General features: G+C 60.5%; 25 protein-coding genes and 1 pseudogene. 11 read left to right on the forward strand and 15 right to left on the reverse strand.

The window, feature by feature from the left end:
- Nucleotides 1-34: 34 nt before the first annotated feature.
- The 5 genes and pseudogenes from FNV92_RS28205 to FNV92_RS28225 all read right to left on the reverse strand — a co-directional run.
- Nucleotides 35-943 (reverse strand): annotated as a pseudogene (locus FNV92_RS28205) (acyltransferase family protein); the annotation flags it as partial.
- On the reverse strand, nucleotides 940-2,040 hold the full coding sequence (locus FNV92_RS28210) for an acyltransferase family protein (protein WP_143843664.1): 1,101 nt from the start codon (nucleotides 2,038-2,040) through the stop codon (nucleotides 940-942). The pseudogene FNV92_RS28205 and the gene FNV92_RS28210, both read right to left, overlap by 4 nt.
- A gap of 95 nt (nucleotides 2,041-2,135) precedes the next feature.
- Nucleotides 2,136-3,398: a hypothetical protein gene (locus tag FNV92_RS28215; RefSeq protein WP_244623620.1), complete on the reverse strand. Its 1,263-nt coding sequence runs from the start codon at nucleotides 3,396-3,398 to the stop codon at nucleotides 2,136-2,138.
- 295 nt (nucleotides 3,399-3,693) lie between these two features.
- Nucleotides 3,694-4,716, reverse strand: coding sequence for an acyltransferase family protein (locus tag FNV92_RS28220; RefSeq protein ID WP_143843662.1), 1,023 nt, complete (start codon nucleotides 4,714-4,716; stop codon nucleotides 3,694-3,696).
- Between the two features lie 132 nt (nucleotides 4,717-4,848).
- Entirely contained in the window at nucleotides 4,849-6,084 is a 1,236-nt protein-coding gene (locus FNV92_RS28225) for an acyltransferase family protein (RefSeq protein ID WP_244623619.1), read from the reverse strand.
- Between the two features lie 198 nt (nucleotides 6,085-6,282).
- On the opposite strand from FNV92_RS28225, the gene FNV92_RS28230 reads away from it, so the two are divergent.
- From FNV92_RS28230 to FNV92_RS28240, 3 genes are all read left to right on the forward strand, one after another.
- The gene (locus FNV92_RS28230; RefSeq protein WP_244623618.1) at nucleotides 6,283-7,788 is read left to right on the forward strand and encodes an O-antigen ligase family protein; all 1,506 of its coding nucleotides are present in this window, start codon (nucleotides 6,283-6,285) and stop codon (nucleotides 7,786-7,788) included.
- Between the two features lie 37 nt (nucleotides 7,789-7,825).
- Nucleotides 7,826-8,473: a hypothetical protein gene (locus tag FNV92_RS28235; RefSeq protein WP_168213797.1), complete on the forward strand. Its 648-nt coding sequence runs from the start codon at nucleotides 7,826-7,828 to the stop codon at nucleotides 8,471-8,473.
- A gap of 151 nt (nucleotides 8,474-8,624) precedes the next feature.
- Nucleotides 8,625-9,272, forward strand: a complete 648-nt coding sequence (locus tag FNV92_RS28240) for a transglutaminase-like cysteine peptidase (RefSeq protein WP_143843661.1) — start codon at nucleotides 8,625-8,627, stop codon at nucleotides 9,270-9,272.
- Between the two features lie 222 nt (nucleotides 9,273-9,494).
- Here FNV92_RS28240 and FNV92_RS28245 read toward each other — a convergent pair.
- Nucleotides 9,495-10,255 (reverse strand): IS5 family transposase gene (locus FNV92_RS28245; RefSeq protein ID WP_416377736.1). Its coding sequence is split into 2 segments (ribosomal slippage): nucleotides 9,495-9,914 and nucleotides 9,917-10,255, totalling 759 coding nucleotides; the frame shifts between segments, so codons are not numbered across the junction.
- A 245-nt stretch (nucleotides 10,256-10,500) separates the two neighbouring features.
- On the opposite strand from FNV92_RS28245, the gene FNV92_RS28250 reads away from it, so the two are divergent.
- The 3 genes from FNV92_RS28250 to FNV92_RS28260 all read left to right on the forward strand — a co-directional run bounded on the left by FNV92_RS28250 (nucleotide 10,501) and on the right by FNV92_RS28260 (nucleotide 14,083).
- Nucleotides 10,501-11,055, forward strand: coding sequence for a hypothetical protein (locus FNV92_RS28250; RefSeq protein WP_143843659.1), 555 nt, complete (start codon nucleotides 10,501-10,503; stop codon nucleotides 11,053-11,055).
- A 21-nt stretch (nucleotides 11,056-11,076) separates the two neighbouring features.
- Nucleotides 11,077-13,302: a GNVR domain-containing protein gene (locus FNV92_RS28255; RefSeq protein ID WP_143843658.1), complete on the forward strand. Its 2,226-nt coding sequence runs from the start codon at nucleotides 11,077-11,079 to the stop codon at nucleotides 13,300-13,302.
- A 181-nt stretch (nucleotides 13,303-13,483) separates the two neighbouring features.
- Nucleotides 13,484-14,083 carry a hypothetical protein gene (locus tag FNV92_RS28260; RefSeq protein ID WP_244623617.1) on the forward strand — a complete coding sequence of 200 codons (600 nt, stop codon included), beginning with the start codon at nucleotides 13,484-13,486 and terminating at the stop codon, nucleotides 14,081-14,083.
- 85 nt (nucleotides 14,084-14,168) lie between these two features.
- On the opposite strand, the gene FNV92_RS28265 is transcribed toward FNV92_RS28260, so the two are convergent.
- Nucleotides 14,169-15,593 carry an undecaprenyl-phosphate glucose phosphotransferase gene (locus tag FNV92_RS28265; RefSeq protein ID WP_143843656.1) on the reverse strand — a complete coding sequence of 475 codons (1,425 nt, stop codon included), beginning with the start codon at nucleotides 15,591-15,593 and terminating at the stop codon, nucleotides 14,169-14,171.
- 347 nt (nucleotides 15,594-15,940) lie between these two features.
- On the opposite strand from FNV92_RS28265, the gene FNV92_RS28270 reads away from it, so the two are divergent.
- Both FNV92_RS28270 and FNV92_RS28275 read left to right on the forward strand, forming a co-directional pair.
- Nucleotides 15,941-16,219 (forward strand): hypothetical protein, encoded by a 279-nt coding sequence (locus FNV92_RS28270; RefSeq protein ID WP_244623616.1) that lies wholly within the window; start codon nucleotides 15,941-15,943, stop codon nucleotides 16,217-16,219.
- Nucleotides 16,220-16,384: 165 nt separating this feature from the next.
- Nucleotides 16,385-17,119: a metallophosphoesterase family protein gene (locus FNV92_RS28275; protein WP_143843654.1), complete on the forward strand. Its 735-nt coding sequence runs from the start codon at nucleotides 16,385-16,387 to the stop codon at nucleotides 17,117-17,119.
- Between the two features lie 46 nt (nucleotides 17,120-17,165).
- Here the strand turns inward: FNV92_RS28275 and FNV92_RS28280 are convergent, their stop codons facing one another.
- The 3 genes from FNV92_RS28280 to FNV92_RS28290 all read right to left on the reverse strand — a co-directional run bounded on the left by FNV92_RS28280 (nucleotide 17,166) and on the right by FNV92_RS28290 (nucleotide 18,364).
- Nucleotides 17,166-17,588, reverse strand: a complete 423-nt coding sequence (locus FNV92_RS28280) for a hypothetical protein (protein ID WP_143843653.1) — start codon at nucleotides 17,586-17,588, stop codon at nucleotides 17,166-17,168.
- 51 nt (nucleotides 17,589-17,639) lie between these two features.
- Entirely contained in the window at nucleotides 17,640-17,942 is a 303-nt protein-coding gene (locus FNV92_RS28285; protein ID WP_143843652.1) for a hypothetical protein, read from the reverse strand.
- A 266-nt stretch (nucleotides 17,943-18,208) separates the two neighbouring features.
- Nucleotides 18,209-18,364, reverse strand: a complete 156-nt coding sequence (locus FNV92_RS28290; protein WP_168213530.1) for a hypothetical protein — start codon at nucleotides 18,362-18,364, stop codon at nucleotides 18,209-18,211.
- A 716-nt stretch (nucleotides 18,365-19,080) separates the two neighbouring features.
- Between FNV92_RS28290 and FNV92_RS28295 the strand changes: the two genes are divergently transcribed.
- The 3 genes from FNV92_RS28295 (at nucleotide 19,081) to FNV92_RS28305 (ending at nucleotide 20,374) form a co-directional block, all read left to right on the forward strand.
- Nucleotides 19,081-19,254, forward strand: coding sequence for a hypothetical protein (locus FNV92_RS28295; RefSeq protein ID WP_015688137.1), 174 nt, complete (start codon nucleotides 19,081-19,083; stop codon nucleotides 19,252-19,254).
- 220 nt (nucleotides 19,255-19,474) lie between these two features.
- On the forward strand, nucleotides 19,475-19,741 hold the full coding sequence (locus tag FNV92_RS28300) for a hypothetical protein (RefSeq protein WP_015688138.1): 267 nt from the start codon (nucleotides 19,475-19,477) through the stop codon (nucleotides 19,739-19,741).
- Between the two features lie 267 nt (nucleotides 19,742-20,008).
- Nucleotides 20,009-20,374 carry a VanZ family protein gene (locus FNV92_RS28305; RefSeq protein ID WP_015688139.1) on the forward strand — a complete coding sequence of 122 codons (366 nt, stop codon included), beginning with the start codon at nucleotides 20,009-20,011 and terminating at the stop codon, nucleotides 20,372-20,374.
- Nucleotides 20,375-20,396: 22 nt separating this feature from the next.
- Here the strand turns inward: FNV92_RS28305 and FNV92_RS28310 are convergent, their stop codons facing one another.
- From FNV92_RS28310 to FNV92_RS28330, 5 genes are all read right to left on the reverse strand, one after another.
- Nucleotides 20,397-20,612, reverse strand: coding sequence for a hypothetical protein (locus tag FNV92_RS28310; protein WP_240536089.1), 216 nt, complete (start codon nucleotides 20,610-20,612; stop codon nucleotides 20,397-20,399).
- A gap of 179 nt (nucleotides 20,613-20,791) precedes the next feature.
- Nucleotides 20,792-21,238, reverse strand: a complete 447-nt coding sequence (locus FNV92_RS28315; RefSeq protein ID WP_015688141.1) for a hypothetical protein — start codon at nucleotides 21,236-21,238, stop codon at nucleotides 20,792-20,794.
- Nucleotides 21,239-21,389: 151 nt separating this feature from the next.
- Entirely contained in the window at nucleotides 21,390-23,117 is a 1,728-nt protein-coding gene (locus tag FNV92_RS28320; protein ID WP_143843650.1) for a chemotaxis protein, read from the reverse strand.
- Nucleotides 23,118-23,122: 5 nt separating this feature from the next.
- Nucleotides 23,123-24,214 (reverse strand): protein-glutamate methylesterase/protein-glutamine glutaminase, encoded by a 1,092-nt coding sequence (locus tag FNV92_RS28325; protein ID WP_041748515.1) that lies wholly within the window; start codon nucleotides 24,212-24,214, stop codon nucleotides 23,123-23,125.
- A 17-nt stretch (nucleotides 24,215-24,231) separates the two neighbouring features.
- A complete protein-coding gene (locus FNV92_RS28330) occupies nucleotides 24,232-25,086 on the reverse strand; it encodes a CheR family methyltransferase (protein ID WP_143843649.1) in 855 nt (284 codons plus the stop codon).
- Between the last annotated feature and the right edge of the window lie 34 nt (nucleotides 25,087-25,120).

The raw sequence follows: 25,120 nt of genomic DNA on the forward strand, positions 1-25,120 counted from the left end.
ATAAGACAAATCCGCCCCACAGCAGCCAGGAATTCACGCCGTGCTCGGCGAGCTTCCTGCCGACCATCTGCAGGGGGTAGAGCACGAAGGGATGAACGAGATACATGCTGTAGCTGATCTTGCCGACGAACTGCAGGGCGGAGACGCTCAGCGCCCTCGCAAACCCGGACTCCGGCGTCAGGACGGCCGCGAACAGGAGAAACCCCGGAAGGAGCGCGGCCCACGCGCCGACAGAATCGAGCAGGCCGAACATCAGCGCAAAGCAGGCGATCGCCATGATTAATCCCAACCAGCCCTTCACCGGCAAGCGGACCGACAGCAGACCGAAGATAATCCCGATGCCGAAAAAGGCGGTGTTCGGACGATAGCCGACCGCAGCTAGCGCGACCAATCCGAACACGACCATGGCCCACCAGCTCTGCGCGCGATAGGCGACGAAGATCGCGGCAAACCAGATGTAGAAGGCCCATTCGTAACTCAGCGTCCAAGCATTCTGCTGGGCGATCGGAAGGCCGAGCGCATCGGGAAGGAAAAACAAGTTGACGAGGAACAGCTGGATATAGGTTCCGACGTTGATGCCGTTGAAGAACTTGTATCCGGCGATCGGACCGAGCGTGAACACGACAAGGTGAAGCGCGACGAAGACCGGCAGAATCCGAAGGCAACGGTCGTACATGAAGGTCGACACCTTGCCGTGCCGAACCAGGCTTGCCGGAATCAGGAAGCCGCTGATCATGAAGAACAGCTCGACGCCGTGACCGCCGGTGTCGAACACCTTGTGCAGCCATCCAGGTAGCGCCGGCAGGAATCCGGCAAGCATCGGCATCGCATAGAGATGCGCGAAGACCACCGTCAGCGCCGCAAGACCCCGGAAGCCCTGAATCGGCGGAAAGAAGCCCGCGCGCGCGGCGCCTGCCGCACCCGGTATCGCTGCTCCGGTCATGCAGTACCCCGCTCCGGCACCGACATGACCTCGACGTCGGCGTTTCGTCGCGAGCGATAGCTTCGACCATAAGCGACGGCGGGCTTCTCGATGGCGTAATAACTGACCCAGGAGACCAGGAGCGTGACCGAGAAGACAACGGCCGCAAAGACCATCCAATGCGGCAGGTTGCCACCGACACCCAGATAGTGCTCCGCCAGGGTCAGCACGTAGACCTGCATCAGATACACCGAATAACTGATCATCCCGACGAAGGTGAGGCTACGCGATGCAAGCCGATCACCGTAGCTCGCAAAAACGACGAAGGTGAATCCCGCCAGGATATAGGCCGATGCGATCGAATAGCTGTGGAAGAAATTGCCTTCGTAATCTCCGCCGTACAGGCGCTTGAAAATCACCATCGCAAACACGCAGTAGAGGCCGAGAGACACCGCCACGTGCCACCACCGCAGCTTCCGCCCAATCAACGTGTCACGGGTGATCTTGCCGATCAGCATCGCATCGATATTTAGCGCGACCTCCAGCAAGCGCGACACGATCCGCTGCTCGAACAGCATCGGCAGAAGGATGCCGGCACACGAGATCAGGACCACGATCCCGAAAACGGCTGTGCTGCGACGGAGCAGGCCCGCGGCGAAAAGCACGACGCAACCGATATAGAAGATCAACTCGATCGCGAGCGTCCAGTGCGCCACCACCATGTTGGGCAACCCAAGCAGATTTTGGAACATCGTCAGATTGACCAGCACCTGCCATGCCGGAAAGACCTTCGCCTCCGTCCTGGGCAGGATCGCGAGCGCAAGGACGATGGACAGCCAATACATGGGATAGAGCCGGAAGAAGCGGCTCACCGCGAAATCCCGCACCGGCGCGGTGCTGTTGGGAAAGCTATAGGGCACGACGAAGCCGCTGACGAAGAAGAAGAGCACGACGCCATAGCGACCGAAGTTGAAATAGTACCCGATCAAGCCGTGCAGCACGCCCTCATAGGCGCCGGTCTGCCCCGTGAGCACGATCTGCTCCAGCACGTGCTGGATCAGCACACAGAGAACGGCAATCCCGCGCAACGTGTCAATGAACGCAAGGCGTTTGTGCATGCTTTGCCAGTCTCGCCGCCATCAGGCCATTGCCGAATTCCACGGGCGCCACATGCCGTTACCAGCTGCGCGGCCGATGCACGTGTGCCCTCCGCTCATCCGGTGGACAATCGCGTCTCGGATGGAACGACCCCCTCGCGCTTTCCAGTCTGGAATAGAGCGGTCGCCCTCTTCGAGAAAACCTCGCTGAAGCCGAGCGCAATCACGAGCAGACCCGTCGCCGGACCATAGCTGAGCACGGTGATCGTGAAGATGTTCGTCACGAAGACCAGCGACAGCTTGTAGACGTCGGTGACGATGAGCATCGACCTGAACACCATCCACATGAAGATGACGAAGGGGAAACCAAACATCACGTAGGTACCGATGTAGAAATTATCGACCGGAACCCACAAGTCCCTCAGATTCGAGAACAGCTGTTGAGGGTAATTGAAGCAGCCCACCCCGCATCCCGTAACTATTCCAATCGGCATGAGCTGGCTGAGATATACGAACGGCATCTGCCAGCTGTTGTTGATACGATCCTGAATACTAAAGAAAAAGCCCCTCTGTCCCGGAGCGAGGTCGACGCCGGTGAGCAGCAGGATGAGCGCGATCGGAACCAGGATCGATGCGAAGGACCAGATGGTCAGCCTGCGCAGCGTATTCAGACGTTTCTCATCCGGAAGAGCCCGGACGAATAGCAATGCAACCACGTAGATCACCAGCACACCCATGGCCGTCTTGTTGGTTGTGAGCCGGATCGCATAGATCGACATCCCTCCGACGACCAGGCACCAGGGGATGCTCCTGCGGATAGACGTCATAACGAAGGCGACGAGAATGAAATAGGCCGCCATCGTACTATCAGCGGCGAAGCCGGCCAGACGCTGCTCGGCAAAGGACCACCACAATCGTTGCGCCTCACGGGTCGCTCCAAACGACTCGTACTTGAAGCCGACCCACGGCATCGACCAGTATTTGGAGAGAAAAATCCCGAACAAAGTCAAATACAGCGTGCCGGTAACCACCGCCAGCGACTTGGGATAGTCGGCAAGGTTTCGATCGGCGAAACAGAAGCCGACGAAGAGCGGGAAGATCATCTTGATCGACGATGCCAGCGCCGTCGCGCTATCGAGGAAGAAAAATCCAATTGCGAGCGAGATGCAGATCTGGGCGAAGACAAGCAGCCCCAGCATGCTTCCATTGTCGACAATGGATCGCTTGAGGAAAAGCACGATGCAGGCAATTGCAACGAAGTCCGGAGAAAACCACAACACGTCGAGATGAAACGAGGCAAAGTAGAACTTCATCGCGCCGGCGAACGCGTCTCGGATGACGTAGAGGCAGAACCCGACAGCCTCGAGCGAAATCCCCACGGAAATCGTTCTATCTCGTTCGCTAAATGTCACGCCGGTCGCCGCCTGATCTGGGGGGTTTTGCGAAGAACTGCCGCAAGGGAGAGACGCCAAGTGGAACGAAATCTTGTCGAATTGACGCGCGCCGCAAGACGTTGCGTTACTTGCTGCAATGCAGCATACTTGCAAATTCCGTTCATTTCAACGCTGAATGTTCGTCCGTTCATCGGTCTGTGGCGTCCTGTTCCGTCTCGCCCTGCCTTTGCGAAATCAAGCCGTCCACTACTCCGAGGAAGATAGCTGACCCTTCACATTCTCACGGTTGTATTCGCGATCCATGACCGGGGGGGTTCTCCGTTCGCATCGGCTTGCGAGACCCGGTGCACCATTTGAGCAGCGGCTTCTCAACGAACGCATGCACGGCCAATCCGACGGCAACGGTCGCGACAACCATTGCGAAGAAGATGACCTGCAACGGCAATCCCTTCAGGAAACCGGTTGCCACAATCAGTTTCGCCAGCATCGACAGTATCGTGAAATGAACCAGATAGAGGCTGTAGGAGGCGTCGCCAAGGCGCGTCAGCCACTGCGGAAACCCGAGCTTCCCCTGACGCTCCGTCTCCACCGCCGCAAGTATCATCAGCCCCGCTCCGGCTCCATACAACCACTGCATCAGTGCGGGCGGCAACCCGAGTAAATTAACCCGATTGACCGCAGCGACGGCAAAAACAAATACGCCAAGGAGGAACGTCGGCAACAGCGGCAGGCCGAACTTGCCGGAACTCCAGACACGCTGGACAAGCATCCCGATCAGGAAAAGAAAAGGATAAGGCGAGCTGAGAATCGTCCATCGGAAAGGATTCAACTCGCCAAGGGAATAGATTGCTGCCAGGCCCCATAGCGAGCCGATCACGATGCCAAGGGTTCGATTGTAGATTGCAAGACCGAATACCGCATAAAAGGCGATCTCAAAGCAAAGCGTCCACGAGACCACAACGATCTTTGGATCGGTCACCATTCCCGAAGTCGGAAGCAGGAAGAATTCGCGCACGATACGCTCGAAGCCGATACTGGACTTGGTCATCAGGAGGGGAACCAGAACCGCGCAGAAAACCGCCCAATAGAGCGGGTAGATGCGTACAAATCGCCGCCATATGAAATTTGCCAGGCACGTGGGTGCGCCAATATCGCCGGAATGCGCGTTCAAAATGATGAACCCGCTCAGGACGAAGAAAAAGTCCACGCCCGAATCGAGGAACCTCGGCACATCTCCAAAAGGAGTTGATCCCCAATAAGTCGGCACACGGAAGATGACGGACGTGTGATAGATCACGACCATCAGCGCCGCCAGGCCGCGCCCGCACTGAAGCGACCGTAACGTTGATCGAGATCCCGACAAAATTCGTCCCTTCTTCGAGTCCCGCGCTCACTCTAGAACTCGAGAGAATTCACTCGAAAACAAGTCAATGGACTACCGCGCTTCCAGGCGAGGACTGGCGTTGACCTCGGCTGGAACTGTTGCCGGCGCAACGGCGAAAGAACGATCGTCTTGCAGCCAGCGCTTGATCAGCTTGCCGCCGGGAATCTCGACCCAGCGATAGGTCAGGTCAGACAGCGCAAGGACGGCCGCAATCAGGACCACAAGATTTAGCGTAGCAGCAAGACCGGGATAGATCGTGTCGAGCCAGTTGATCGGCCGATGTCCAAGTGCCCTGATGCCATATTCAGCCAGCAAGATGACAAAAGCATGCACCATGTAGATCGAATAGGAACGTTTGCCGGCCCATACCAGAGTCTTCGTCGCTAGCAGCCGAGGCAAGACGGCGGCGTCTGGAAACGCCAGAAGAGCTCCCAGGAACACCGCAAATGTCAACGGCACAAGATAGCTGAGCCAAGGCCAAGACTCGATGACGCAGACGTTCACGACAACGACAAGCAACGCGGCGAATTGGAACGCGCCTTTAGCCATCGAACTCATTGTGCGCGGCACGTAAGACACCGCCTTCACAGTCAATACGCCGAGAAAGAAACTTGTGAAGCAGCGCAGCAAGCCAAAATCGGCCTGAGTGTCTATTTCCTTCAAACGGATCCACGCCGCCAGCGTCAACCAACTCACGACAGCAAACACGGCCGCCGAGACATACAACCATCGTAGCGAACCAAGTCGCTGCGCACCGAGCACAATCAACCCGAACACCAGATACGTGTAAAACTCCACGCTGATGCTCCAGCTCGGCGCATTCCAGTTCAGGTAGTCGAGGAAGCCGAGGGAGTGCAGCAAGAATACGTTCAGAATGAAGGAATAGGCATTGTTGACCTCGAACGCGACCGGCACGGCAGCGATGACGCCGAGACTCAAGAGGCCAATTCGCAACAAACGGAAGAGAAGCAGAGCGATCAGCATGACAAAGTGAAGTGGATAGATGCGGGCAAACCGACGCACCATGAATTCGCGGAGGGAGAACCGCCCAAAATCCGATTGCACGTAGCTCATCGACATCACCATGCCGCTGAGAACGAAAAAGAGATCGACGAGAAACCCGCCGCTCCTGAAAAAAGAGCAGTCGACCCACGAAGGCGAACTGAAAGCGGCGAGAAAGGTAGGCATGAGTATCACGTGGTGCACAACGACGGTGACCGCAGCTATACCGCGGACGCTATCCAGCGACAGCACATGTTCTTTTTCTTGGTGAACTTCTCTCGCCAAATCGACCTCGGAGCCTCTTGCGCTGCAGCATTTGTTTCTAATTGGCATTACTCGGGTTGACAACGCCGAAAGTCGACGGTGCCTGTGCGGTTTCCGCGCAAACTGCTCCACACGCAGTCCCATCCCAAAATAACGTTATCGGCTGCAGCGGATTCAAACGCAGAGGCGCGTGTCACCCGAAGTTTCAAAGGCGCTTTGTTGACAAAATCGAGTCTGCGATCAGTACATTTTTCCTGGTCCAGCCACTTCCGGAACCGCCGAATTGATGCTTTATCGAGCGTTGTTGCGACAAGCCGTTCCGGCGGCGACGTCGATACCATTGGGGAATGCCAACTGAACACCGTCTCCAAGATGATGGCGCTTGCAGTCTTCGTGTTGGCGCCCCTGCCGCTTGGGTCCACCGACCAGATCTGGATCTGCGTCTGGTCCGCGCTGATCGCGGCAAGCCTCGTCACGGCGAATCTCGACGGCGTCGTCCGTGAGGATGTGCGACTATTGACGCCGCTGCTCGGAACGCTCGCGGTGGTTGCAGCGATCATCATCGTCCAGCAATGGCGGGACCAGCCTTTTGCACCTGGCAATCCGGTCTGGCAAATCTCTTCGAAATGGCTCGGATCGCAGGCTTCCCATCGCATATCAACGACGGTCAACGGCCCATGGCTTGCAGCGGGCTATCCGCTCCTCCTCGCGACGGTCTTCATTCGCGCGTTCCTGATCTCAACCGACGCGAGCAGTGCTCGCCGTCTCCTCCTGATCCTCGCCTGGGCCGGGTGTGCCTACGCCATCTACGGAGCCCTGGCTGAAGTCAGCGACCCCAATGGACTGTTGTCGAGACGCAAGGAAGCGTATCTCGGCTATGCTACCGGCACATTCGTCAACCGCAATACGGCCGCGGTGTTCTGGGGCAGCAGTGCCGTGCTGTTTCTGGTCCCGTTGCTGCGTATGGCGCACCGCCGTGACCGTCCTGACAAGCCGCCATCGCCTCGATTCGCGGATCGCGTCCTACATTATTCGTCCTCGCCGACAGCGCTCGGCGCCGGTTTTGTCATCTGCCTGATCGCGACTGCTATGACCGGCTCTCGCGCAGGGCTATTGCTGTCGATCTTTGCGCTCCTGCAGGCCTGCTGGCTTTATCTTGCGCCATTGCCGCTCGGCAAAATGCGGAGATGGGGGCTTGTCGGAGCCACAGCTGTCGCGGCGCTGCTGATCCTCCAGACTGTTGGGGGCGCCGTTGCCGGACGAATAGGCACTTATGGCCTAATCGACGAGCAAAGGTTCAGCGCTTATCGAGTAAGCTTTGCTATCATCCGCGACCATCCACTGCTCGGTGTCGGCTGGGGCAACTTCGAAACGGCGTTCCCGGCCTATCGGACCGCGGAGCTCGGCAGTCTCGGTGTGTGGGATCGCGCCCATTCGACCCCCTTGGAGCTCGCGGTGGAGCTTGGCCTGCCTGCTGCAAGCCTCATCGTGTTATGCTGCCTCTGGTATGTTTACCTATTGTTAAGAAGCAGCTTGCGGCGAAAGCGTGATCGCTACATACCGATTGTCGGCGTCAGCGTGGCGGCGCTCGGGCTGGTCCATAGCTGCATCGATTTTTCGTTGCAGATACCCGGCTTCGGGGTCTTTTTTGCTGCTATTGCTGGTTGCGGGCTTGCCCAGTCGCTTACGTCCGAACTGCGGAAAGAACATGGCAAGTTTGAATAGAATGAACTATAAGAGGTAAGAAAGTCCGGTGGTCATTATGCATTTTCGAAAATCTTTGCCAGTTATCCTCGGCGCGACCGCGTTGCTTGGCACTGCTTCTCCACTATTCGCGGCCACGGGAAACAGCTCGCCCTGCGGAGCCAATGCCAATCTGGTGTCGGCGGAGACTGCGAACGCCTTTCTCTCGAACCCTGAAGCCCTGCTTGATCAATTCAAGGAAGGCCAGGGTGGGCTCGCCTCGCAGATTCGAGACTTTCTGACGTCGCGGCCGGAAACCGTCGATGGTATCGTTTCACTGGCGAGGGCCAGCAGCGAGGCGCAGAGCCGTGCCATTGGTTCGGGTCTCGGAACCGCGGCTTCCGTCTGCGTGCTGTCGCAGCCGGACGTGGCCCAGCGCATTCAGGAAGCGGTGTTGAAAACCGAAAATGCGCCCTTGATCGAGTCCTTCACCAGCATCACTGGCGACATCAAGACCGAAGCCACCAACGGCGCTGATCCCACCGGCGAGACGAGCACCGGCGGCGGCGGAGCCAATACAGCCGCGCCCGAGCGCGGCGGTGCGGCGTCGAACACCAACCCGACCGTTGTCAATACCGCTGGGCCCGGCGCCGCGTCGCAGACCCAGACGCTGTTCGCGGCCGCCGCCACGACAACGACGCTGACTTCGGTCAGCCCGTCCCGCTAAGGCGCTCCGAGTCGGAATTTTTAACCAAAAGCGGCTGTTCCGGGAACCGGTTCCCGGGAGTTGCTAAAATTGTAACTGCCTGCAAAACCCGAACCTAATGGGTTCGTTGTACCCCTAGCGTCAAGAAGAATGGCGAATAATGGGGACAACTATGAGCTGGATTTTTAGATCTTTCCTGGCGGCCGGGATCGCCTGCGCCGCTGGTGCTGCCAAGGCCGACACGATCGTCGAGGCCCCCTCCACGGTTGTGGCGGGCTCCTTCATCAGCGAATACGATAACGCGCTCGCGCCGCTGCAGTTTGTCAAATTCTGCATGAACTACCGCACCGAGTGCGACCCCGAGGCTGCCTCGGAGCAGCACGCGCTGCCCTCGGGCGAGCAGGCGCGGGACATGCTTCGCGAGGTCAATCGCGCAGTGAACGATGCCATCACCCCGATGCAGAAATCGACCAGCCCGCTGCTCGCGCGCTGGACGGTGTCGCCCGACGCCGGCGACTGCAACGACTACGCGGTGACCAAGCGGCATCGCCTGATCGAAATGGGCTGGCCGAAGTCGGCATTGCGACTTGCAGTTGTCCTCGCGGGCGGAGGACAAGGCCATCTCGTGCTGGTGGCCCGGTTGAGCGATGGAGACATGGTGCTCGACAACCTAGCCTCCGCCGTTCGCCCCTGGAACGCCGCCGGTTATCAGTGGATCTCGATGCAGTCCGGCAGCAACCCGCGCTATTGGGTGGCTGTTGGCGAGCATGGCCAGCATCTACGTGCCAGCCGCCTCGCCTCGCTGCGGACGCCCTCCTAAAGCGCAAGCTCCAACACGTCGCTGATCGGTCCCGATTCCCATCGGGGCCGATCAATTCGTTGGAAGGCATGGTGCACGCTCGTTCAACGCAGCCTGCGGACGTGCGCGCCGAGAAAACAACCAGGCTTTCGAAATTCTGTCATCTGCGTACGCTAGGTGTGGCGCAGATTTTGCTGCTCTGTTAAGAGGCCTGCCTTGAGATTGCTGCCCTAGGGTCCGGACTCAATTGAGCCAGTAAGCGCAAGCTGCTGCGATCAAGACGCCTGAGAGGTAGTTTGCGGCGAGCTTGTCGTATCGGGTTGCGACGCGTCTGAAGTCCTTAAGCCTGCACCACATGCGCTCGACACGATTGCGATCCTTATATGCGATGGTGTCGTAGGGGATTGGGGTGCGGCGCGATGTTGTTGAGGGGATGACGGCCTCGGTGCCGCGTTCGGCGAGGCGGCGACGCAGGTGATTTGCGTCATACCCCTTGTCGGCCAGCAGCCTTCGGAAAGGGCCTGCGGCTTTGATGAGGGCCTCAGCCATGCTGATGTCGTTGATGTTTCCGGCGCTGAGCAGAAGGACGCGAGGCCTGCCGCGATCATCGACCTGGCCGTGAATCTTGGTCGTCCGGCCGCCACGCGAGCGGCCTATCGCTTGGGCGAAGGCCCCCCTTTTGCGCCGGCGGCGGAGCGGTGGGCTTTGACGTGGGTGGCGTCGATCGCCGCCCCGTCAAAGATGCCGTTATGCCCTGTCAGAGCTTCGAACATCTGCAGCCACAGACCCTGCCGGCTCCAGCGGTTGAAGCGATTATAGACCGTCGTGTAAGGCCCAAACTCCGGGGTGCAATCGCGCCATCGCACCCCGCTCTTCAACATGTGCACGATCCCGGAGATCACTCGGCGGTCGTCCACCCGATGCGCGCCTTTGCGCCCTCGCGGCAGCAGCGGCTCGATCCGAGCCCACTCCTCATCGCTAAGCCACCGAACCTGCTTCGCCATCTTCAAGGCTCCTTCCGGAATCCTTGAATCAGCAACTCAGCTCCGCCGCCAGACCTTGTTGAGTACGGACCCTAGCGTTGCATACCGCTTAAGGGATTGCAGTTCATCGAAAAATGACTGGCGGCGCGCATTGTTTCCAGCTATTTTTGCACCGCACAAAAATTTGACATACTTTATGTTCATCAAGGGTTTCTAGTTAAGTCCTTCCAGCATAGTCGGTTGTCGTAAGCGAGATGGAAGATAACTTGCATCAGTTGAACATGATCGAAGCTGGCCGCTGGTGGATCGTTCGCATTGTCGTGTCAGTCACGATGTTTTGCGGACTAAACGGCATTGCACAGGCACAGTGCGTCGCGCGTTCGGAGCGCGTGCCGCAGATCGCGCTCGATGCCTTCGTCGCTGAGCCGTCCTCGCTCCTGGTCCAGTTGCGCAACGAGCGCGAGAAGCTGGCGGGGCGGCTTCAGGGCTATATCGTCACCGACGTTTCGGTCCTCAAAGCGGTGCAGAGCCTGACACGAGCGGCGACTCAGGCCGACCGAACGTCGATCGGGACTGCGCTGCACCGGGCCGAAATCCTCTGTCGCTCGACCAAGCCGGAGGTTGCGCAGAAGATCAGCGACTTCGTCGGCAAATTGCATGACAGCGCCGTCGTCGCCGGATATTCGTCCGAGCCGGACGACGTGCCGGCTCCGCCGCCGATCAAGGCCAACATGCCCACCAGGTCCGGCACGGGCCTGATGTCCGGCGAGTACAAGACCGACGTTGCCGACCCCTTCGCAAGCATGCCGCTTCCCGAATAGCCATTCGAGCGCACCGACACAATGTTCCAACCTCGCGATCAATTCCAGCCCCGCGCGAAATACGCCATTGAGCTCGGCGGCACGACTCTGAGTGTCGACCGGGTCATCGACATTCTGCGCCGCCAGTGGCCGTTGATCGTCGCGAGCACGGGAACCGCGCTGGCAGGCGTCGTGATCTACCTTCTGGTGGCGACCCCGATCTTCACGGCCAACGCCCGCATCCTGATGGACACTCGGCAGACCCAGGTGCTCGACAAGGATAGCGGCATGTCGAATGCCCTGATCGACACCGGTTTCGTCGACAGCCAGGTCGAGATCCTGCAATCCGACGACTTGATTCTTTCGGTCGTCCGCCGTCTGAAGCTCACTGAAGACCCGGACTTTAACGGCTCCAACCCGGGCATGCTCGCCATGGTCATCGGCAGGGTCATGTCGCTGTTCGGGTCCGACGGTCCTCCGTCGAAGGAGCGGATCGAACACGGCGTTGTCGAGGGCGTTCAGAAGAACCTCAAGGTCGAGCGCGTTCTGACCACCTATGTGCTTTCGGTCTCCTTCCGTTCGGCGAATCCCGACAAGGCCGCCCTCGTCGCCAACGCGATCTCGGACGCCTATATCGTCGGAGCGCTCGAGGCCAAGTACCAGTCGACCAAGCGCGCCGGCGAATGGCTGCAGCAGCGCAGCGCCGAGCTGCGCGAGCAGGCGACCGCTAGCGATCGTGCCGTGCAGACATTCAAGGCCCAAAACAACATCGTCGGCACCAGCCGCGGCCTGATGAGCGAGCAGCAGCTGACCGACGTCAACACACAGCTCATCCAGGCGCGTGCCTCGACCGCAGAGGCAAAGGCTCGCCTGGACCGCATCGAAGGGGTGCTCGATAAGGATCTGGTCCAGCCGACTGTGACCGACGCTCTCAACAATACCGTGATCACGCGTCTGCGGGCGCAGTATCTCGATCTGGCGGCTCAATATGCCGACTGGTCGAACCGCTACGGCAAGACTCACCAGGCGGCGATTAATCTGGCGAATCGCATGGACGAGTTGCGCAAGGCGATGGCCGACGAGGTGCGTCGCATCGCTGATGCGTATCGCAGCGAATACGAGATCGCCAAGAGCCGCGAGAAATCGCTCGAGGAGAACCTTAACAATCTCGTATCCCAGGCCGGCAGCACGAGTCAGGCCCAGGTCAAGCTGCGCGACCTCGAGAGTGCAGCCGACGCCTATCGCAATCTCTACAACAGCTTCCTCGAGAAGCTACAGAATGCCACGCAGAACCAGAGCTTCCCAATCAGCGAATCCCGCATCATCGGCACCGCCGTCAAGCCCGACAAGAAGAGCTCGCCCAAGTCGATGCTTGCGTTGATCGGCGGCCTGTTCGGCGGGTTGTGCTTCGGCTTCGGCGCTGCCTTCGCAAGGGAATTACTGAGCGACGTACTTAGGTCTCCTAGCGACGTCGAGGACCTGCTCGGTGTGAAATGCCTTGGCGTCCTTCCCGATATTCGGGACGCAGGCCAATCGCTGAGAACGGCAGGCGGCGATGCCGCGAATGTTGCGGTTTCCAGCTATGTCGTGGACCATCCCTTCTCGCGATTTGCCGAGACGCTTCGAAATATCAAGGTTTCGATCGACGTGGCGCGGCTGTCGCGTGATGTCAAGGTGATCGGAATCCTGTCGTCCTTGCCAAAGGAGGGAAAGACGACGGTCGCAGCCAATTTCGGCCATCTGACCGCGTTGACCGGCCACCGCACGCTACTCATCGATGGCGACCTCCATACCCGCTCGCTCACGCGAGAACTCGCGCCGCACGCCAAGTCCGGTCTGGTCGAAGCTCTCAAGGATCCCCGCTCTTTTGGGTATCATATCCAGCGCAGCAAGGAGAGCGGGTTGGACTTCCTGCCGTCCTTCGTCGCATCACGAATGGTGAACTCGGCGGACGTGATCGCATCCAAGTCGATGGCGGACCTTCTCGCAGTGGTGCGCGAAGAATACGAATACATCATCATAGATTTGGCGCCGGTGATGCCGGTGTCGGACGCCAAGGCCGTCAGCCACCTCGTCGACGCGATGGTCTACGTGATCGAGTGGGGACGCACCAGCCGTAATGCGCTGCAGGAGTCGATGGCAAGCTCCGAAGGCATCCAGAAGAAGGTGCTAGGCGCCGTGCTCAATCGTGCCAATCCGAAGATGCTGAAGCGGATCGAGGCCTACAAGGGTTCGCACTACGGCAGCTACTATGTCGAAGGAACCTAGCGGGCCGAATGCGCGACAGCGTTCGGATCGAGCTCACCGCCGCATCCTGCTCGGTTCAAACGTCGCTTTTGCAGTCTGTGCGCTGGCGTGGGTCTCATATACTGCGCCCAATCTAACCTCCCCAGCGATCCCACAGGTCGCCGGGCGGATCTCGCGTGGCGAGCGATACGATCCGGATCAGTTGAGACAGATCATTGCGGAGAATCTGCCGTCTGCGCGACGCCAATGCGGCGCCAAGACCATGCGAGAACTTCTGTTGCTGCAACTTGCTATCGCAGATGAGTCGATACGCAGCAGCAACCTGAAGCAGGCTGACACCGATATCGAGGCCGTTGCCTCCTCCAGCCGCGCACTTCTGCTCTGCGCTCCGTCCGAAGGCCTCGGCTGGCTTGGCAGTTATTGGGCGGCAATCCGTCAGGAAGGCTTCGGACCGCGAACGTCGGCCTTCCTCGGCCTTTCCTACCAGCTCGCACCTCATGAAGCCTGGCTCCAACTTATTCGTGCACCGCTAGCCCTTCGGGTCTACCGCGCGCTGCCGCCAGAACTGAAGACCAATGCGGTCGAGGACTTCGCGGACATCTTCAAGGCGCGGCTTTTTCCGAGCGCTGCCGCCTTCTATCAAGCAGCCGCCGCGGGCGCCCGCGCTGATCTTCTTGACCGGACTTGTGCCGCCCCGGAAGCTGACCGGCGACTATTTCAGCGTTATGTCACGGACAAGGGACTGCAGCTCCGCCATCCCTGTTACCAGAATGACGAACGGCCTGCATATCTGAAGGATTAAGAACTTGCTGCCGTGAATAGGAGAAAATTCCAGTACCGCCAGCGTAGAACGACCGACGCATTCAGGAGGCGATTCAGGGAGACGCTCAGTACGCTTCCTGATGAAGCAGCGCCAGCGCGGTCTTCAGGATGATCCTGATGTCGAGCCATATGCTCCAGTTGCTGACGTACCAGACATCGTACTCGACCCGCTTTTCCATCAGATCGATGGTCGGAGTCTCGCCGCGGAAGCCGTTGACCTGGGCCCAACCGGTCAGGCCTGGCTTCATGTGATGACGGTACACGTAATTGCTGATGATCTGGTCGTAATAGTTGTCATGCGCCAGCGCATGCGGGCGCGGCCCGACCAGCGACATCTCGCCGCGAAGCACATTCCAGAGCTGCGGCAGTTCGTCGATGCTGGTCCGCCGCAGCACACGGCCTACGCGCGTCACCCGCGCATCGCTCTTTGTCGCCTGCGTGACGGTGTGACCGTTCTCTGCCACCGTCATGGAGCGGAACTTCCAGATCTCGAACTGCTTGCCGTTGAAGCCGCGCCGCGACTGCCTGAAGATCACTTTGCCCTTTGAATCGAGCTTGATCATGATCGCGGCCGTTACCAGCAGCGGCGCCAGCAACAGAAGCGCAAACGATGCCAGCCCGATGTCGAGGCAGCGCTTCTGCGCCCGCTCGAATGCATTCAATGGTGCGCGCTGGATCTCGATCGCGACCGTGCCGCTGACAGGCTGGAACGGACGCGAGACCAGATCGGCAATCGGGAAGTCCGGAAGCAGGCGAATCGGCTGAGGAACCACGCGCAGTTGCTGGCTCAACTTCTGGAGAAGGGGCATTTCATCCCAGTCGATCACCAGGAGATATTCTTCCACGTCAGCTGCCCGCGCCTGGCGGGTGATGTCGCGGATCTCGCGATCCCAGTTGGCGCCCTCTTCGGACGGTTCGAGCACGAAATGCCGGACGACGTTGAAGCCGTGCTTGCGCAGGTCCTTGAAGCGAGTGGAGGTGAAATCTAGCGGCTTGAGGCTGAGCAGCACGACCTTGCGGTCGACCAGCCGGCCCTTCGCATAGCTTGAAGTCAGGGCCATGCGCCACACCACGCGCAGCCCGCCCAGCGCGACGCCGCCGGTCGCGGCAAAAAGCAGCGTGGTTCCGCGCGACAGATCCGCGGATGACTTGAGTAGAAAAGCCTCGACCGCGAGGATCGTCAGCGAGATCAGCCAGACCGCCAGCACCTTGCGCAGCTGCCAGACCGTGCTCAACAGGCGGTGGTGGTCGTACACGCCCTGGAAATACGCGATCGTCACGAACACAGCGCCGACGACGAGCCCCGCTCCGACGGAGGAATCCTGCTCGGCCACGAGCACACGATACAGACCGCTCGCCACGAAATAGCTGAGCAGAACCGCAACGAAGTCTGCGGCGATCAAGGCGACCTGGAGAGGCCGTTGGAGGGCACCGCGCCGGTTCGATACTGCCGAATAGTAATTTTCCGAACCGTAAGTTGCTACAGCCATCCGAACCTCGCTGCCTCGCCGCTCAATTCGCAATAAAGAATTGCGAGCAAATCGATCCAAATTTTCGACGTGCGTCGAAGTATATCTTAACTAAACAAAGCGACATTGCGGCAGTGCAGCGAAAAAATCAAATCGATTTTTATGCAACGCAGCTTCGTCGCAAATGAATGCTCAAGCTACTGTCACACACGTGACAATTATGCGGGCATTGCGCCGCGTTTCGCACCAAATCGCGTCAAATTCGCACAGCAATTTCGCGCGCATTTGAACGGCTGTTCAACCATGCCGCTTAAGCCGGTATTAGGCCGCAGCCGTTAACACTCGTGACCAACTCGGGGAGTTGTGTCGTGAGTACGGTTGCCATTTTCAGTCTGCTGATCGGATCGTTGCTGGGAGGGCGCTTCCGGATCTTCATCCTGCCGCCCTTCATCGTTCTCGGCGCCGCAATCCTCGGCGCGATCTCCGCCTGGCAAGGGCAGACGTCAGCTCACATCGTTGTTACGATCCTCGTGTTCGCATCGGTGCTCCAGCTCGGCTATTTCTGCGGCGCGGTTCTGGTCCGCGTGCGCGCATCGGCCTTTCGCGGCAAGGCCGCGCAATCCTTCGACAGCCAAAGCTTCGGCTAACGGGGCGGCAAACGCGGAAACCCGTGATTCGCAGAGCCGATGATCGGCCGGGCACGCAAATGGGCGTCTGTCGGCCGGGTGGGAAAAAAGCCACTCATGGCGCCCCGATTTCGCCGATAGCATATTGACATCACGGGCGAAGCTCCCTGAAAGAGTTTGGACCCCATGCCAATGATCGCGCCCCAAAATTCGCCCCGGCCGAAGCTACCGAACGGCGTGCGCATCTACGCGATGAGCGACATCCACGGCTGCGCGCATCTGCTCGAGCAGATGTTCGCGGTCATCGATGCCGACATGGCGAACAGCCGGCCGTATCGCGCGATCGAGGTCTTTCTTGGCGATTACATCGATCGTGGACCTGATTCGCGTCGAACCCTGGATCTCCTGATCGAACGCAGCCGCCGCCGCAACACGGTCTTTCTCAAGGGCAATCATGAGGCCTATTTGACCTCGGTGCTGGAAGATCCCTCCCGCGCCGCCGAATGGCTTCAGTTCGGCGGGCTCCAAACCCTGATGTCGTACGGCGTGTCGGCCGCGCCTGGTCTCGGCAAGGACGAGTTGTCCGGCCTGGTGCGCGAGCTCTCATCCGCGATGCCTCCGGAGCACATCGCGTTCCTGCGCCAGTTGCGGCCGACCTTCACATGCGGGGACTTCTTCTTCGTCCATGCGGGGGTGCGTCCGGGAATTCCGCTCTCCGAACAGAGCGAGCAGGACCTGCTGTGGATCAGGGACGAATTCCTCCAGAGCAAGCGGCGCTTCGGCAAATATGTCGTGCACGGCCATACGCCGGTTCGGCAGGCCGAGTTGCTGGAAAACCGCGCCAACATCGATACGGGGGCCTATGCCACCGGCAATCTGACGCTGCTCTCCATTCAGGGCAACAGCATGCTGGCGATCTAGCCGCCGCGCTCACGCGCCGCGCCGACCTTCCAATTGGGGGAGCTTGCTAATTGGTGGAGCTTGCCGGAGGCCGGAATTCCGGAAAGCGACTCAGCATCGCCGCCTTCAAGAACTTGAAATGCGCGATCGAAGCGCCGAGCTCCTTGAGCCGGCGCTGGCCGTTCAGGATTTCCTTGTCGAACAGATCCTGGTGGTGATTGTCGAGCGCCTCGCGCTCCAGATATTCGTCGTCGCCGTTGCCGAAGGTCACGGCCGCACGCGCCAGCACGTCCTCGACCCGGCGGTTCAAGCCCGACTGCTCGCGCTCCGCCGCATGCAGGGCGTCATCGATCGCGATCATGATGGCTTCGATGCGCGCGCGATCGGTTTCAGCGTCGCGCTCGGGCGAGCGCGCGCGGAACGTCTGTTCTCCCCCGAAACGGTCCTTCAGGAAATTATGGGTGCGGGCCCGCAGGAAGAGCTGAAACATGCGTGCGTTTTCCGGTTCGAGGCGCCAGACCGGAAAATGGGCCCGGGATGGTTAATAAAGGTTGAATCCTTCGCGCCGCCCGGTGCGGCTTTGCGCCATCCAGGACTTCCAGGCGCCCTCGTGCTTCTCATAAAGCTCCTGCCGGCGCTGCTCGCCGGCATTCGGCCACACATCGCGGCTGTCGGTGGCAGCCTGCCCCTGGTCGGACACCTGCTCACTATCGAGCCGCTCGAATTCGAACGTCTCCTCGGGCGTGAGGCCGATCAGGACGCGGCGGCCTCCCCCATCGACGAAATACCGTCGCGGCGCGTTGTTCGTCGGGCTCGTCATGGTGCCTGCCCGCAGCCTCGTCATGATCCGCTCCCCTCTACCGTCATTCTCGCCGCAACGGAACGCCGACACTCCGGTTGCAACCCATTAAAATGCACGCCGCGGCGACGAGCGAAATCAGGATCGCAACCAGCATCATTCGGGATTCGACCCAGTGACCGAGCGTGTTGTCTCATGCCGCGACAATCTCATCTTCGAGTTGTGTCGAGATCATGAAGAGCGCCGCTGATTTTCTCGTCATGCCAGGGATTTTTTGGGCAGCACCTTGCACGAGAAGTGACCGACGCGCTTCAACCGAACAACCAGAAGAACAACCTCACCAGCAACAGCGTGATGAAATACACCCAGCCCGCCATCGCGATCAGCGCAACGCTGAAAAAGGCGCCTTCCAACGCCCGCTCTCTGATCTTCGTGAGAGGAAGTGCCGCGCGCGCCTTGTGAAGCATCTCGGTCTTCTGATTTTTTTGTGGCCGTATGCGCGACCATAGCCGAACAAATTCGACGATCTCGTGACGCGTTGTCTCAGAGACGCGCAATGGTGCTCGTCGGAATCGACGGTGCACGCATGCATTGCGTTGGGTCCATTCTCGTTCGAAGTCTCTGCGATCAAGCAGCGCCGCAACTCAATTCAAGTTGATCTCCGAATTCGCGCCGCGCCCCCGCATCAGCCGTCGCTGCTCGGCGACAACATCTCTTGCGGCAACAGACAGCCGGAGATACCGAGCGAGGCCACCGCAGGCGGCACCCGGCCAGGATGTTCGGATATTCCGTCAACACTCCGAGCAACATGCGTGGTCGAACTTGATGCAACCGGACGTGCATGGTCCATCGGAGAAGCCGCACGCCAGGATTGCGCGACCGCGCGCTGGTTCTGCGGCAACCGGACGTGGCATCGGAACATGCTCGATCGCGGCCATCGGAGCGCACGCATCGGTCTTGGCTGGCGAAACCCCGTGGTACTACGGAGCGCCGCGCAGCTATTTTGTCCCGGTAAGGTTGAGCAGTTAGCTTAATCCGCGTTGTCTGTTGCGAACGTCGCGAGATCGCATATCCATCCCCTCACCGGGCTCCCCAGGCCCGGTCCCACCCAGGCAAAGCCGTCGAGCGAACGTGGGTCCGCTTGGCGGCTTGCCGTTGTGTCGACGAGAGGATGAATTCAGTCATGGCGCGCAGGCCCTGGTCGTTCAAGGAAGACCGCCGGCTGATGGAGTTGGCCAAGTCCTCGGCTTCGCTGGAAGAGGCGGCGAAAACCCTCGGGCGCTCGCCCGATGCGGTCAAGCGCATGGCCTTGCGCCTCGGCCTGACGCTGAAATCCAAGGGATCCAAGAAGACCTAGCATCCGTTGCTGGTTGTGCACGACTTTTTCATGGACGGGCGCGCCTTCCTCTTAATCGATCAATGGAAGACGCCGATCGACACAGTCCGAAAGCCTTCAGCGCTCTCGATCTCTCCGCGTCCGGATGTTAGACTATCCAACGATGAAGATCCCTTTTCGACGGAGAACGGCCGCCGGACCGGCTTCGGTCTCCGCTCGATGGTTGTTGGAGAAATGCACCATGTTGTCCCGCGCACTCGCCGTAGCTTTGCTTCTGGCTCTGCCTTCCGTGGCTCTGCCCTCGGTGGCGGCGGCGCAAGTCCCTGTGCGGTTTGGATTTCCGAACGGCGCACCATGGTGCGCTTTTGGTTTCGACTGCCGCTTCCTGAATTACCGGGAATGCGCGGACTGGATCTTCGACCCCGCACGAAATTGTCTTAAGAATCCGTACTTCGCGGCTCACTACCCGACCAATGTCGACAAGGGCTGGTCGTACAATCGCCGTTGATCGTCGAACCCGGCAAACGGATTTGTGAAGCCATCAGGCGCGCGGCATCGCGCCTGAATGCGCCGGCATGGTTCCTTGATGCCAGGAATTTGGGCAGGAACGATCGTCTGCCCGCTCCCTGGAAGTGGAACCCTCGCGCATGGGTCATCGCGACCGATCCGCGACACGCCATGTGTTCCCAGGTTCATGCCCTCGAAGGTTCATGAACCTTAACGATGTTATTGGCTTTCGAGAGTGACAGGCCGGTCGACCGTTTATGCTGGCGCCATGCGCCACAACCATCTCATCGCAGCTGCGGGGATCTGCCTCGCGCTCATCATTTACGCCACGCTCGCCAAGCTCGCGGGCAGGCCGGCGCTGATGGGCCATGCAGAGGCCTATTGGGTCGTCGTCATTGAACGCTTCAGCGCCTACGGCCTGTTGGGTTTCCTGCTGTCCTTCCTGCTACCGGGGCGGTTCAAACTGGCTTGCGCGTTCGTGGTCGCCGTCGCAGTCGGGTTAGAGGTTTTGCAGACGATGACGCCGGATCGTCATCCAGAGTTCATCGATGTCCTGCAAAAGGCCGCCGGCGGCACCGTCGGCGTCCTTCTGGCCCAAACCATCCTGGCTTTCCTGCCGAGGCCACCGTCCTGAGACGGCCGACGACACGGCCAGATCACGCAACTCCGCGCCGCGATCCGGGCTCATCCGTCGAGAGAACTCTGGACATCTGCCGATGGGCATCGCGCAATGCCGTGATCGCATCGTCGAGGTCGAACTCGGCTTCACGAATGGTCTCGAAGAACCGGGCCATCAAGGCGAGGTTCAACTTGACGCGGGTGTTTCCGTCACGGCTCTTGCGGCGATCAAGCGAAAGATGCAGCGCCTGCATCCTGGCCTCTGCAGCGCTACAGCCGCTGAGTGCCGCGAGTTCGTCATATGTCATCCAGATCTGAGGCATGTCCCTGTCCGCCTTTTTGTTATGGGCCTCAACCTAGATTTCACGTCTAAACGCACTCTTGCCGCGGTGCGCGTGCGGCGCGTTTTGGCGACAACAGCGTCAATGCAACGCTAAGGCATCGGGGCTTTGGGCGGCGTGAAGGGATGGCGCGGCCGGGAACGGCCGTCGAGGCCCTTGGGCAGCCTGTCGACATTGAGCTTCACGACCGCGCACCGGGCGTCGGCGGCCGGCGCGTCGTCCTGGCTGTAGATCAGCGTCGCCTCGAACTTGACGTCGGGAACTTCCCTGGCCGTGCCCGAACAGTTCGCCACCAGGCCGTTGCACACCCCCGTGAGTCTGACCTCGACCTCGTCCGGCCCAAACACACTCGGCGGACCATCAGCGTGCCGATTTACGGTCAGGACAGCAGAGAAATGCTGTTCATCAACACGGTAGGAGCCACCATAAGTAAAGAAGCTGTCGTTGCCCGAGATCCGCCCCTCGATCAGATCCACCATGCCCGTGCCTTGACCACGCGGGGTCCTGAACCAGGCAGCGTATTTGCCGTCCTTCAACATGGAGCATTTCTCGACGCGGAAATTGACTTGTATTTGCGACCAACTCTGGGGCGCGACAATGACCGACCTGCCAACCCTTTGGGCAAGGTTAACGCCCCGAAAACCCAATCCATCGAATTGCCGCCAACGCATGACGCCGGCGACGAAAGAGTCAAAATAACTCTATGCCGTCATCCGCAGTCTCGATCGCCTCGACGCGGCGCGCGGCGGCAATCGAAGCGAGGCCAAGCGTTTGCAAAAATTCCCGGTGAACCTCCCGCTCGCGCTCCATCGTGTAGCGCGTGAAGAGACCGTCGAGCATCGCCTGATCTTGTGGCTCAGGTTGCGGCCGCTGAGCGCCGCCACTCGCGGTCTCGAGACGCGCGGCGACCGCGGGCAAGGCAGCGGAGCTTTCACCGAGCGAGTTCATCAGGCCCTGGGCCGAATTCATCAGGCCCTCGAACTCCGCGCCTTCGTCGACGAGCCGGCTCATCAGTTTGCCGAGCCGCTCATTGCCGACCTCGACCTCGCGCAGCGCCTGAAGGATCTGCGGCTCGAGCTTGGCGAGCTGCGTAGGATCGCCCTGCACGCGGAGTTCCTTCAGTTCGTTGGCCGACCGCTCGATGCCGTCGAGCACGGGCCGCAAGCGTCCCGCGCCTGCCGAGACCTGGTCGGCGGTCGCCTTGAGCTCGTTGGCGATCACGACGAAAGCGCTGCCTCGGCTACCGAGATGACTTGCCTTGAGGCCCGCATTCATGCCGATCAGCGTGATGTCGACGGACGCCTCAGCGAGCCCTGCAATCGCCAGGCGGAATTTCGTCAGCGTATCCTCGACGATCGCGAGCGCCTCGTCGACGGAGCGGCCCGCGCTCTCGCAGCTGGCGATCAGGGTCGAGGCATGCGCCAGCGTCTGCTTGATGCGCGACAGGAACGAGGACGAGCCGCCGTCCCCGCCGCCGAACAGCGTGCGGCCTTGGCCGACGACATTGCCGGCATCGTGAAGAATGGCGGTCAGCGCGCGAACGATCTGGCCGATGTCGCCGCCGAATTCGCGCTGGGCATCCCTGAGCAGCGCCGCCTGCAACTGACAGATCGCGCGCGCGCCATCGTCGCTCGCGACCGGCTCTGGAACGAGGCTCGGCGAAGATCCCGAGGCAAGGCCGAGGCCGTGACAGACATGCTCGAGGCGCTGGCGCGTGCTGTCGCCGGCCTGCAGCGCAATGATCGCGCTGCCGACCGCTTCGGCGATCTTCCTGGTGCTGTCACCCGCGAGGTCGGCGAGCTGGCTGCCGCTGCGGCGCTGGTCGTGCAGGCCTGAATAGGCTTCACCGAGCTCGGCGCTCTCCGACACCAGCTTATTCCGGTAACGGCTCTCGAACTCCTTCTGCCGGCCGGATGCGGTAGCCACCGCTTCCGACAGGCGCTGCTGGTCCCGCGCGCAGCCCTCGATCGAGCCCTGCACGGCCTTGCCGAGATCGTAGGCCTCCTGCGTGAAAGCGAGAAAGCCCTCGCGGTCGCCCTCGAGCGAGGCCGCCTCGATCCGCGCGCTGCGCGCGATGATGGTGATCATCCCGATATGCTTGAACAACGGCTTGAGCAGCGAGGACGCCTCCGCCGTGCTCTTGCCGATCGTTTCCAGCAGCGCGCTCTCCGCCGGCAGCGCCCGCGCCAGCTCGCTCAGCCGCGCGGCGATCTCCTGCAGCGCCGTTGCTGCGCCTTCGATCTCGGCGCCGGAGAGCTCACCGGAAAGCGTCGCGAGGCCCTGGTTCAGCTCCTTGAAGATGAGGTGGCCGCGTCCGAGTTCGTGGCCGACCCGCGCGAAGACGTCCTCGATGCGCGAGGAAACGTCCTCGATCGCGGCGGTTGCCTCGGTGAGCGTGTTGGCCGGAACGGGCGACATGGCCATCAGCCTGCCACCGCGGCGTGCCCGGCCTGATACCAGAGCATGATCTCTCGTGGAATGTGATGCAGCGAAACCACCTTCTCGACTCCGCCGTGGGCGATGGCTTCCTTGGGCATGCCGAACACCACGCAGCTCTCTTCGTCCTGCGCCCGCGTTGAAGCGCCGAGCTTGCGCATTTCCAGCATCCCGCGCGCGCCGTCATCGCCCATGCCCGTCATGATGACGCCGAGCGCGTTGGCGCCGGCATGCTGGGCCGCCGAGCGGAACAACACATCGACGGAGGGGCGATGCCGCGACACCGGCGGACCGTCCTTGATCGCGATCTGGTAGCGCAGACCAATGCGCTGAAGCAGCATGTGCCGGGCCCCGGGCGCGATATAGGCGCAGCCCGGCAGCACCGGTTCGCCGTCCTCGGCTTCCTTGACCCGAATCTGGCAGACGCCGTCGAGACGCTTGGCAAAGGCCGCGGTGAAGCCTGCCGGCATGTGCTGGACGATGACGATCGGCGGACAATTCGCAGGCAGCATCTCGAGGACGTCGTTGAGCGCCTCGGTACCGCCCGTCGAGGCACCGATGCACACGATACGCTCCGTCGTCGGCCGGACCTTGCCCTGCACCGGCGGCGGGATGATGGCATCGGCAGTCAGCTTCTTCTCGATAGCCCGGCGTTCCGCACGCGGCCGTACCCGCGCGCGCGCAGCCGACTTCACCGCCTCGCGCAGCCGCGTCGAGCATTCGAGCAGTGCCTGGCGTGTGTCGATCTTCGGCTTCGGCACGATGTCGACCGCGCCGGCCTCGAACGCCTCGAACATCACGTTCGAGCCCTCTTCGGTCAGCGAGGAGCAGATGATCACCGGGATCGGGCGCTGCGCCATGATCTTGCGCAGGAACGTCATGCCGTCCATGCGCGGCATTTCGAGGTCGAGGACCATGACGTCGGGAATCTCGTCCTGGAGACGCTTCGCTGCCACGAACGGATCCGAGGCCGTTCCCATCACCTCGATATCGGGGTCTTCGGACAGGATCGTCAGAAGGATTTGGCGCACCGACGCCGAATCGTCCACGATCAGCACGCGAACTTTCTGCTTCGGCATTTTAGGCGGCGCTCCGGCTAGATTTGGAAAATGGTTGGCTGAACTTGCTTCAGACCGGGTACTGCACTGTGGATCATCGATTCCGAATGCCCAACCAGCAGATAGCCGCCGGGCCGCAAATGGCTGCACAATTGCTCCACCACCTTGCGCTGCGTCTCCCGTTCAAAATAGATCAGGACATTGCGGCAGAAAATAATGTCGACGTCGCGGTCGACGGGGTAGGACTTGTCCATGAGGTTCATTCGCATGAAGTGCGTCAGGCGCCGAAGCTCGGGCACGACTCGCACCTCCCCGCTCGACTTCTCCCGTGATGACAGGAAATATCGTTTCACGAAGTTCTCGGGCACCGGCCCCAGGACATCCCGGGTGTAGATCGCGGTCTTGGCGAGACGCAGCACCGCGGTCGAGATGTCGGTGCCGAGAATGCGGTACTGGAAACGCGAGCCGTTGCGGACCATGTCGTCCAGCACCATGGCAATGGTGTAGGCTTCCATGCCCGTGGAACTCGCTGAGCTCCAGATCTTGAGGTTCGCGTTCTTCCGGCCGCGCGATCGCAGCAAGGCAGGAATGGCGACGTCACGCATGAAGGCGAAGTGCTGCGGCTCGCGAAAAAAGTCGGTCTTGTTCGTCGTCACCACATCGATGAGATGGGTGAGTTCGTTGTCGAAATGTTCGGCCTCGAACAGGTTGTCGACATATTCGTTGAGATCGGAGAAGTTCAGCGCGCGCACGCGCTTGTGCAGCCGGCCCTCCAGCATCAGCCGCTTGCCTTGCGGCAGCTTGATGCCGACCTGCCCCTCGATCAACTCAGCAATGGTCCGGAAGTGGCGGTCGGACAAATGGACAGCCGTATCCTGCACGGCGGGCATCATGGCTGAATGCCCCGTTCCGCGATGGCCGCCTGCA

Source organism: Bradyrhizobium cosmicum, assembly GCF_007290395.2.
Taxonomy (GTDB): Bacteria; Pseudomonadota; Alphaproteobacteria; order Rhizobiales; family Xanthobacteraceae; genus Bradyrhizobium; species Bradyrhizobium cosmicum.

Excerpts from the sequence above, each read along its gene's own strand:
- FNV92_RS28210 (WP_143843664.1), bottom strand. The coding sequence starts at position 2,040 with ATGCACAAACGCCTTGCGTTCATTGACACGTTGCGCGGGATTGCCGTT.
- FNV92_RS28220 (WP_143843662.1), bottom strand. The coding sequence starts at position 4,716 with ATGGTCGTGATCTATCACACGTCCGTCATCTTCCGTGTGCCGACTTAT.
- FNV92_RS28235 (WP_168213797.1), top strand. The coding sequence starts at position 7,826 with ATGCATTTTCGAAAATCTTTGCCAGTTATCCTCGGCGCGACCGCGTTG.
- FNV92_RS28240 (WP_143843661.1), top strand. The coding sequence starts at position 8,625 with ATGAGCTGGATTTTTAGATCTTTCCTGGCGGCCGGGATCGCCTGCGCC.
- FNV92_RS28255 (WP_143843658.1), top strand. The coding sequence starts at position 11,077 with ATGTTCCAACCTCGCGATCAATTCCAGCCCCGCGCGAAATACGCCATT.
- FNV92_RS28265 (WP_143843656.1), bottom strand. The coding sequence starts at position 15,593 with ATGGCTGTAGCAACTTACGGTTCGGAAAATTACTATTCGGCAGTATCG.
- FNV92_RS28275 (WP_143843654.1), top strand. The coding sequence starts at position 16,385 with ATGCCAATGATCGCGCCCCAAAATTCGCCCCGGCCGAAGCTACCGAAC.
- FNV92_RS28280 (WP_143843653.1), bottom strand. The coding sequence starts at position 17,588 with ATGTTTCAGCTCTTCCTGCGGGCCCGCACCCATAATTTCCTGAAGGAC.
- FNV92_RS28285 (WP_143843652.1), bottom strand. The coding sequence starts at position 17,942 with ATGACGAGGCTGCGGGCAGGCACCATGACGAGCCCGACGAACAACGCG.
- FNV92_RS28290 (WP_168213530.1), bottom strand. The coding sequence starts at position 18,364 with ATGCTTCACAAGGCGCGCGCGGCACTTCCTCTCACGAAGATCAGAGAG.
- FNV92_RS28295 (WP_015688137.1), top strand. The coding sequence starts at position 19,081 with ATGGCGCGCAGGCCCTGGTCGTTCAAGGAAGACCGCCGGCTGATGGAG.
- FNV92_RS28300 (WP_015688138.1), top strand. The coding sequence starts at position 19,475 with ATGTTGTCCCGCGCACTCGCCGTAGCTTTGCTTCTGGCTCTGCCTTCC.
- FNV92_RS28305 (WP_015688139.1), top strand. The coding sequence starts at position 20,009 with ATGCGCCACAACCATCTCATCGCAGCTGCGGGGATCTGCCTCGCGCTC.
- FNV92_RS28310 (WP_240536089.1), bottom strand. The coding sequence starts at position 20,612 with ATGCAGGCGCTGCATCTTTCGCTTGATCGCCGCAAGAGCCGTGACGGA.
- FNV92_RS28315 (WP_015688141.1), bottom strand. The coding sequence starts at position 21,238 with ATGTTGAAGGACGGCAAATACGCTGCCTGGTTCAGGACCCCGCGTGGT.
- FNV92_RS28320 (WP_143843650.1), bottom strand. The coding sequence starts at position 23,117 with ATGTCGCCCGTTCCGGCCAACACGCTCACCGAGGCAACCGCCGCGATC.
- FNV92_RS28325 (WP_041748515.1), bottom strand. The coding sequence starts at position 24,214 with ATGCCGAAGCAGAAAGTTCGCGTGCTGATCGTGGACGATTCGGCGTCG.
- FNV92_RS28330 (WP_143843649.1), bottom strand. The coding sequence starts at position 25,086 with ATGATGCCCGCCGTGCAGGATACGGCTGTCCATTTGTCCGACCGCCAC.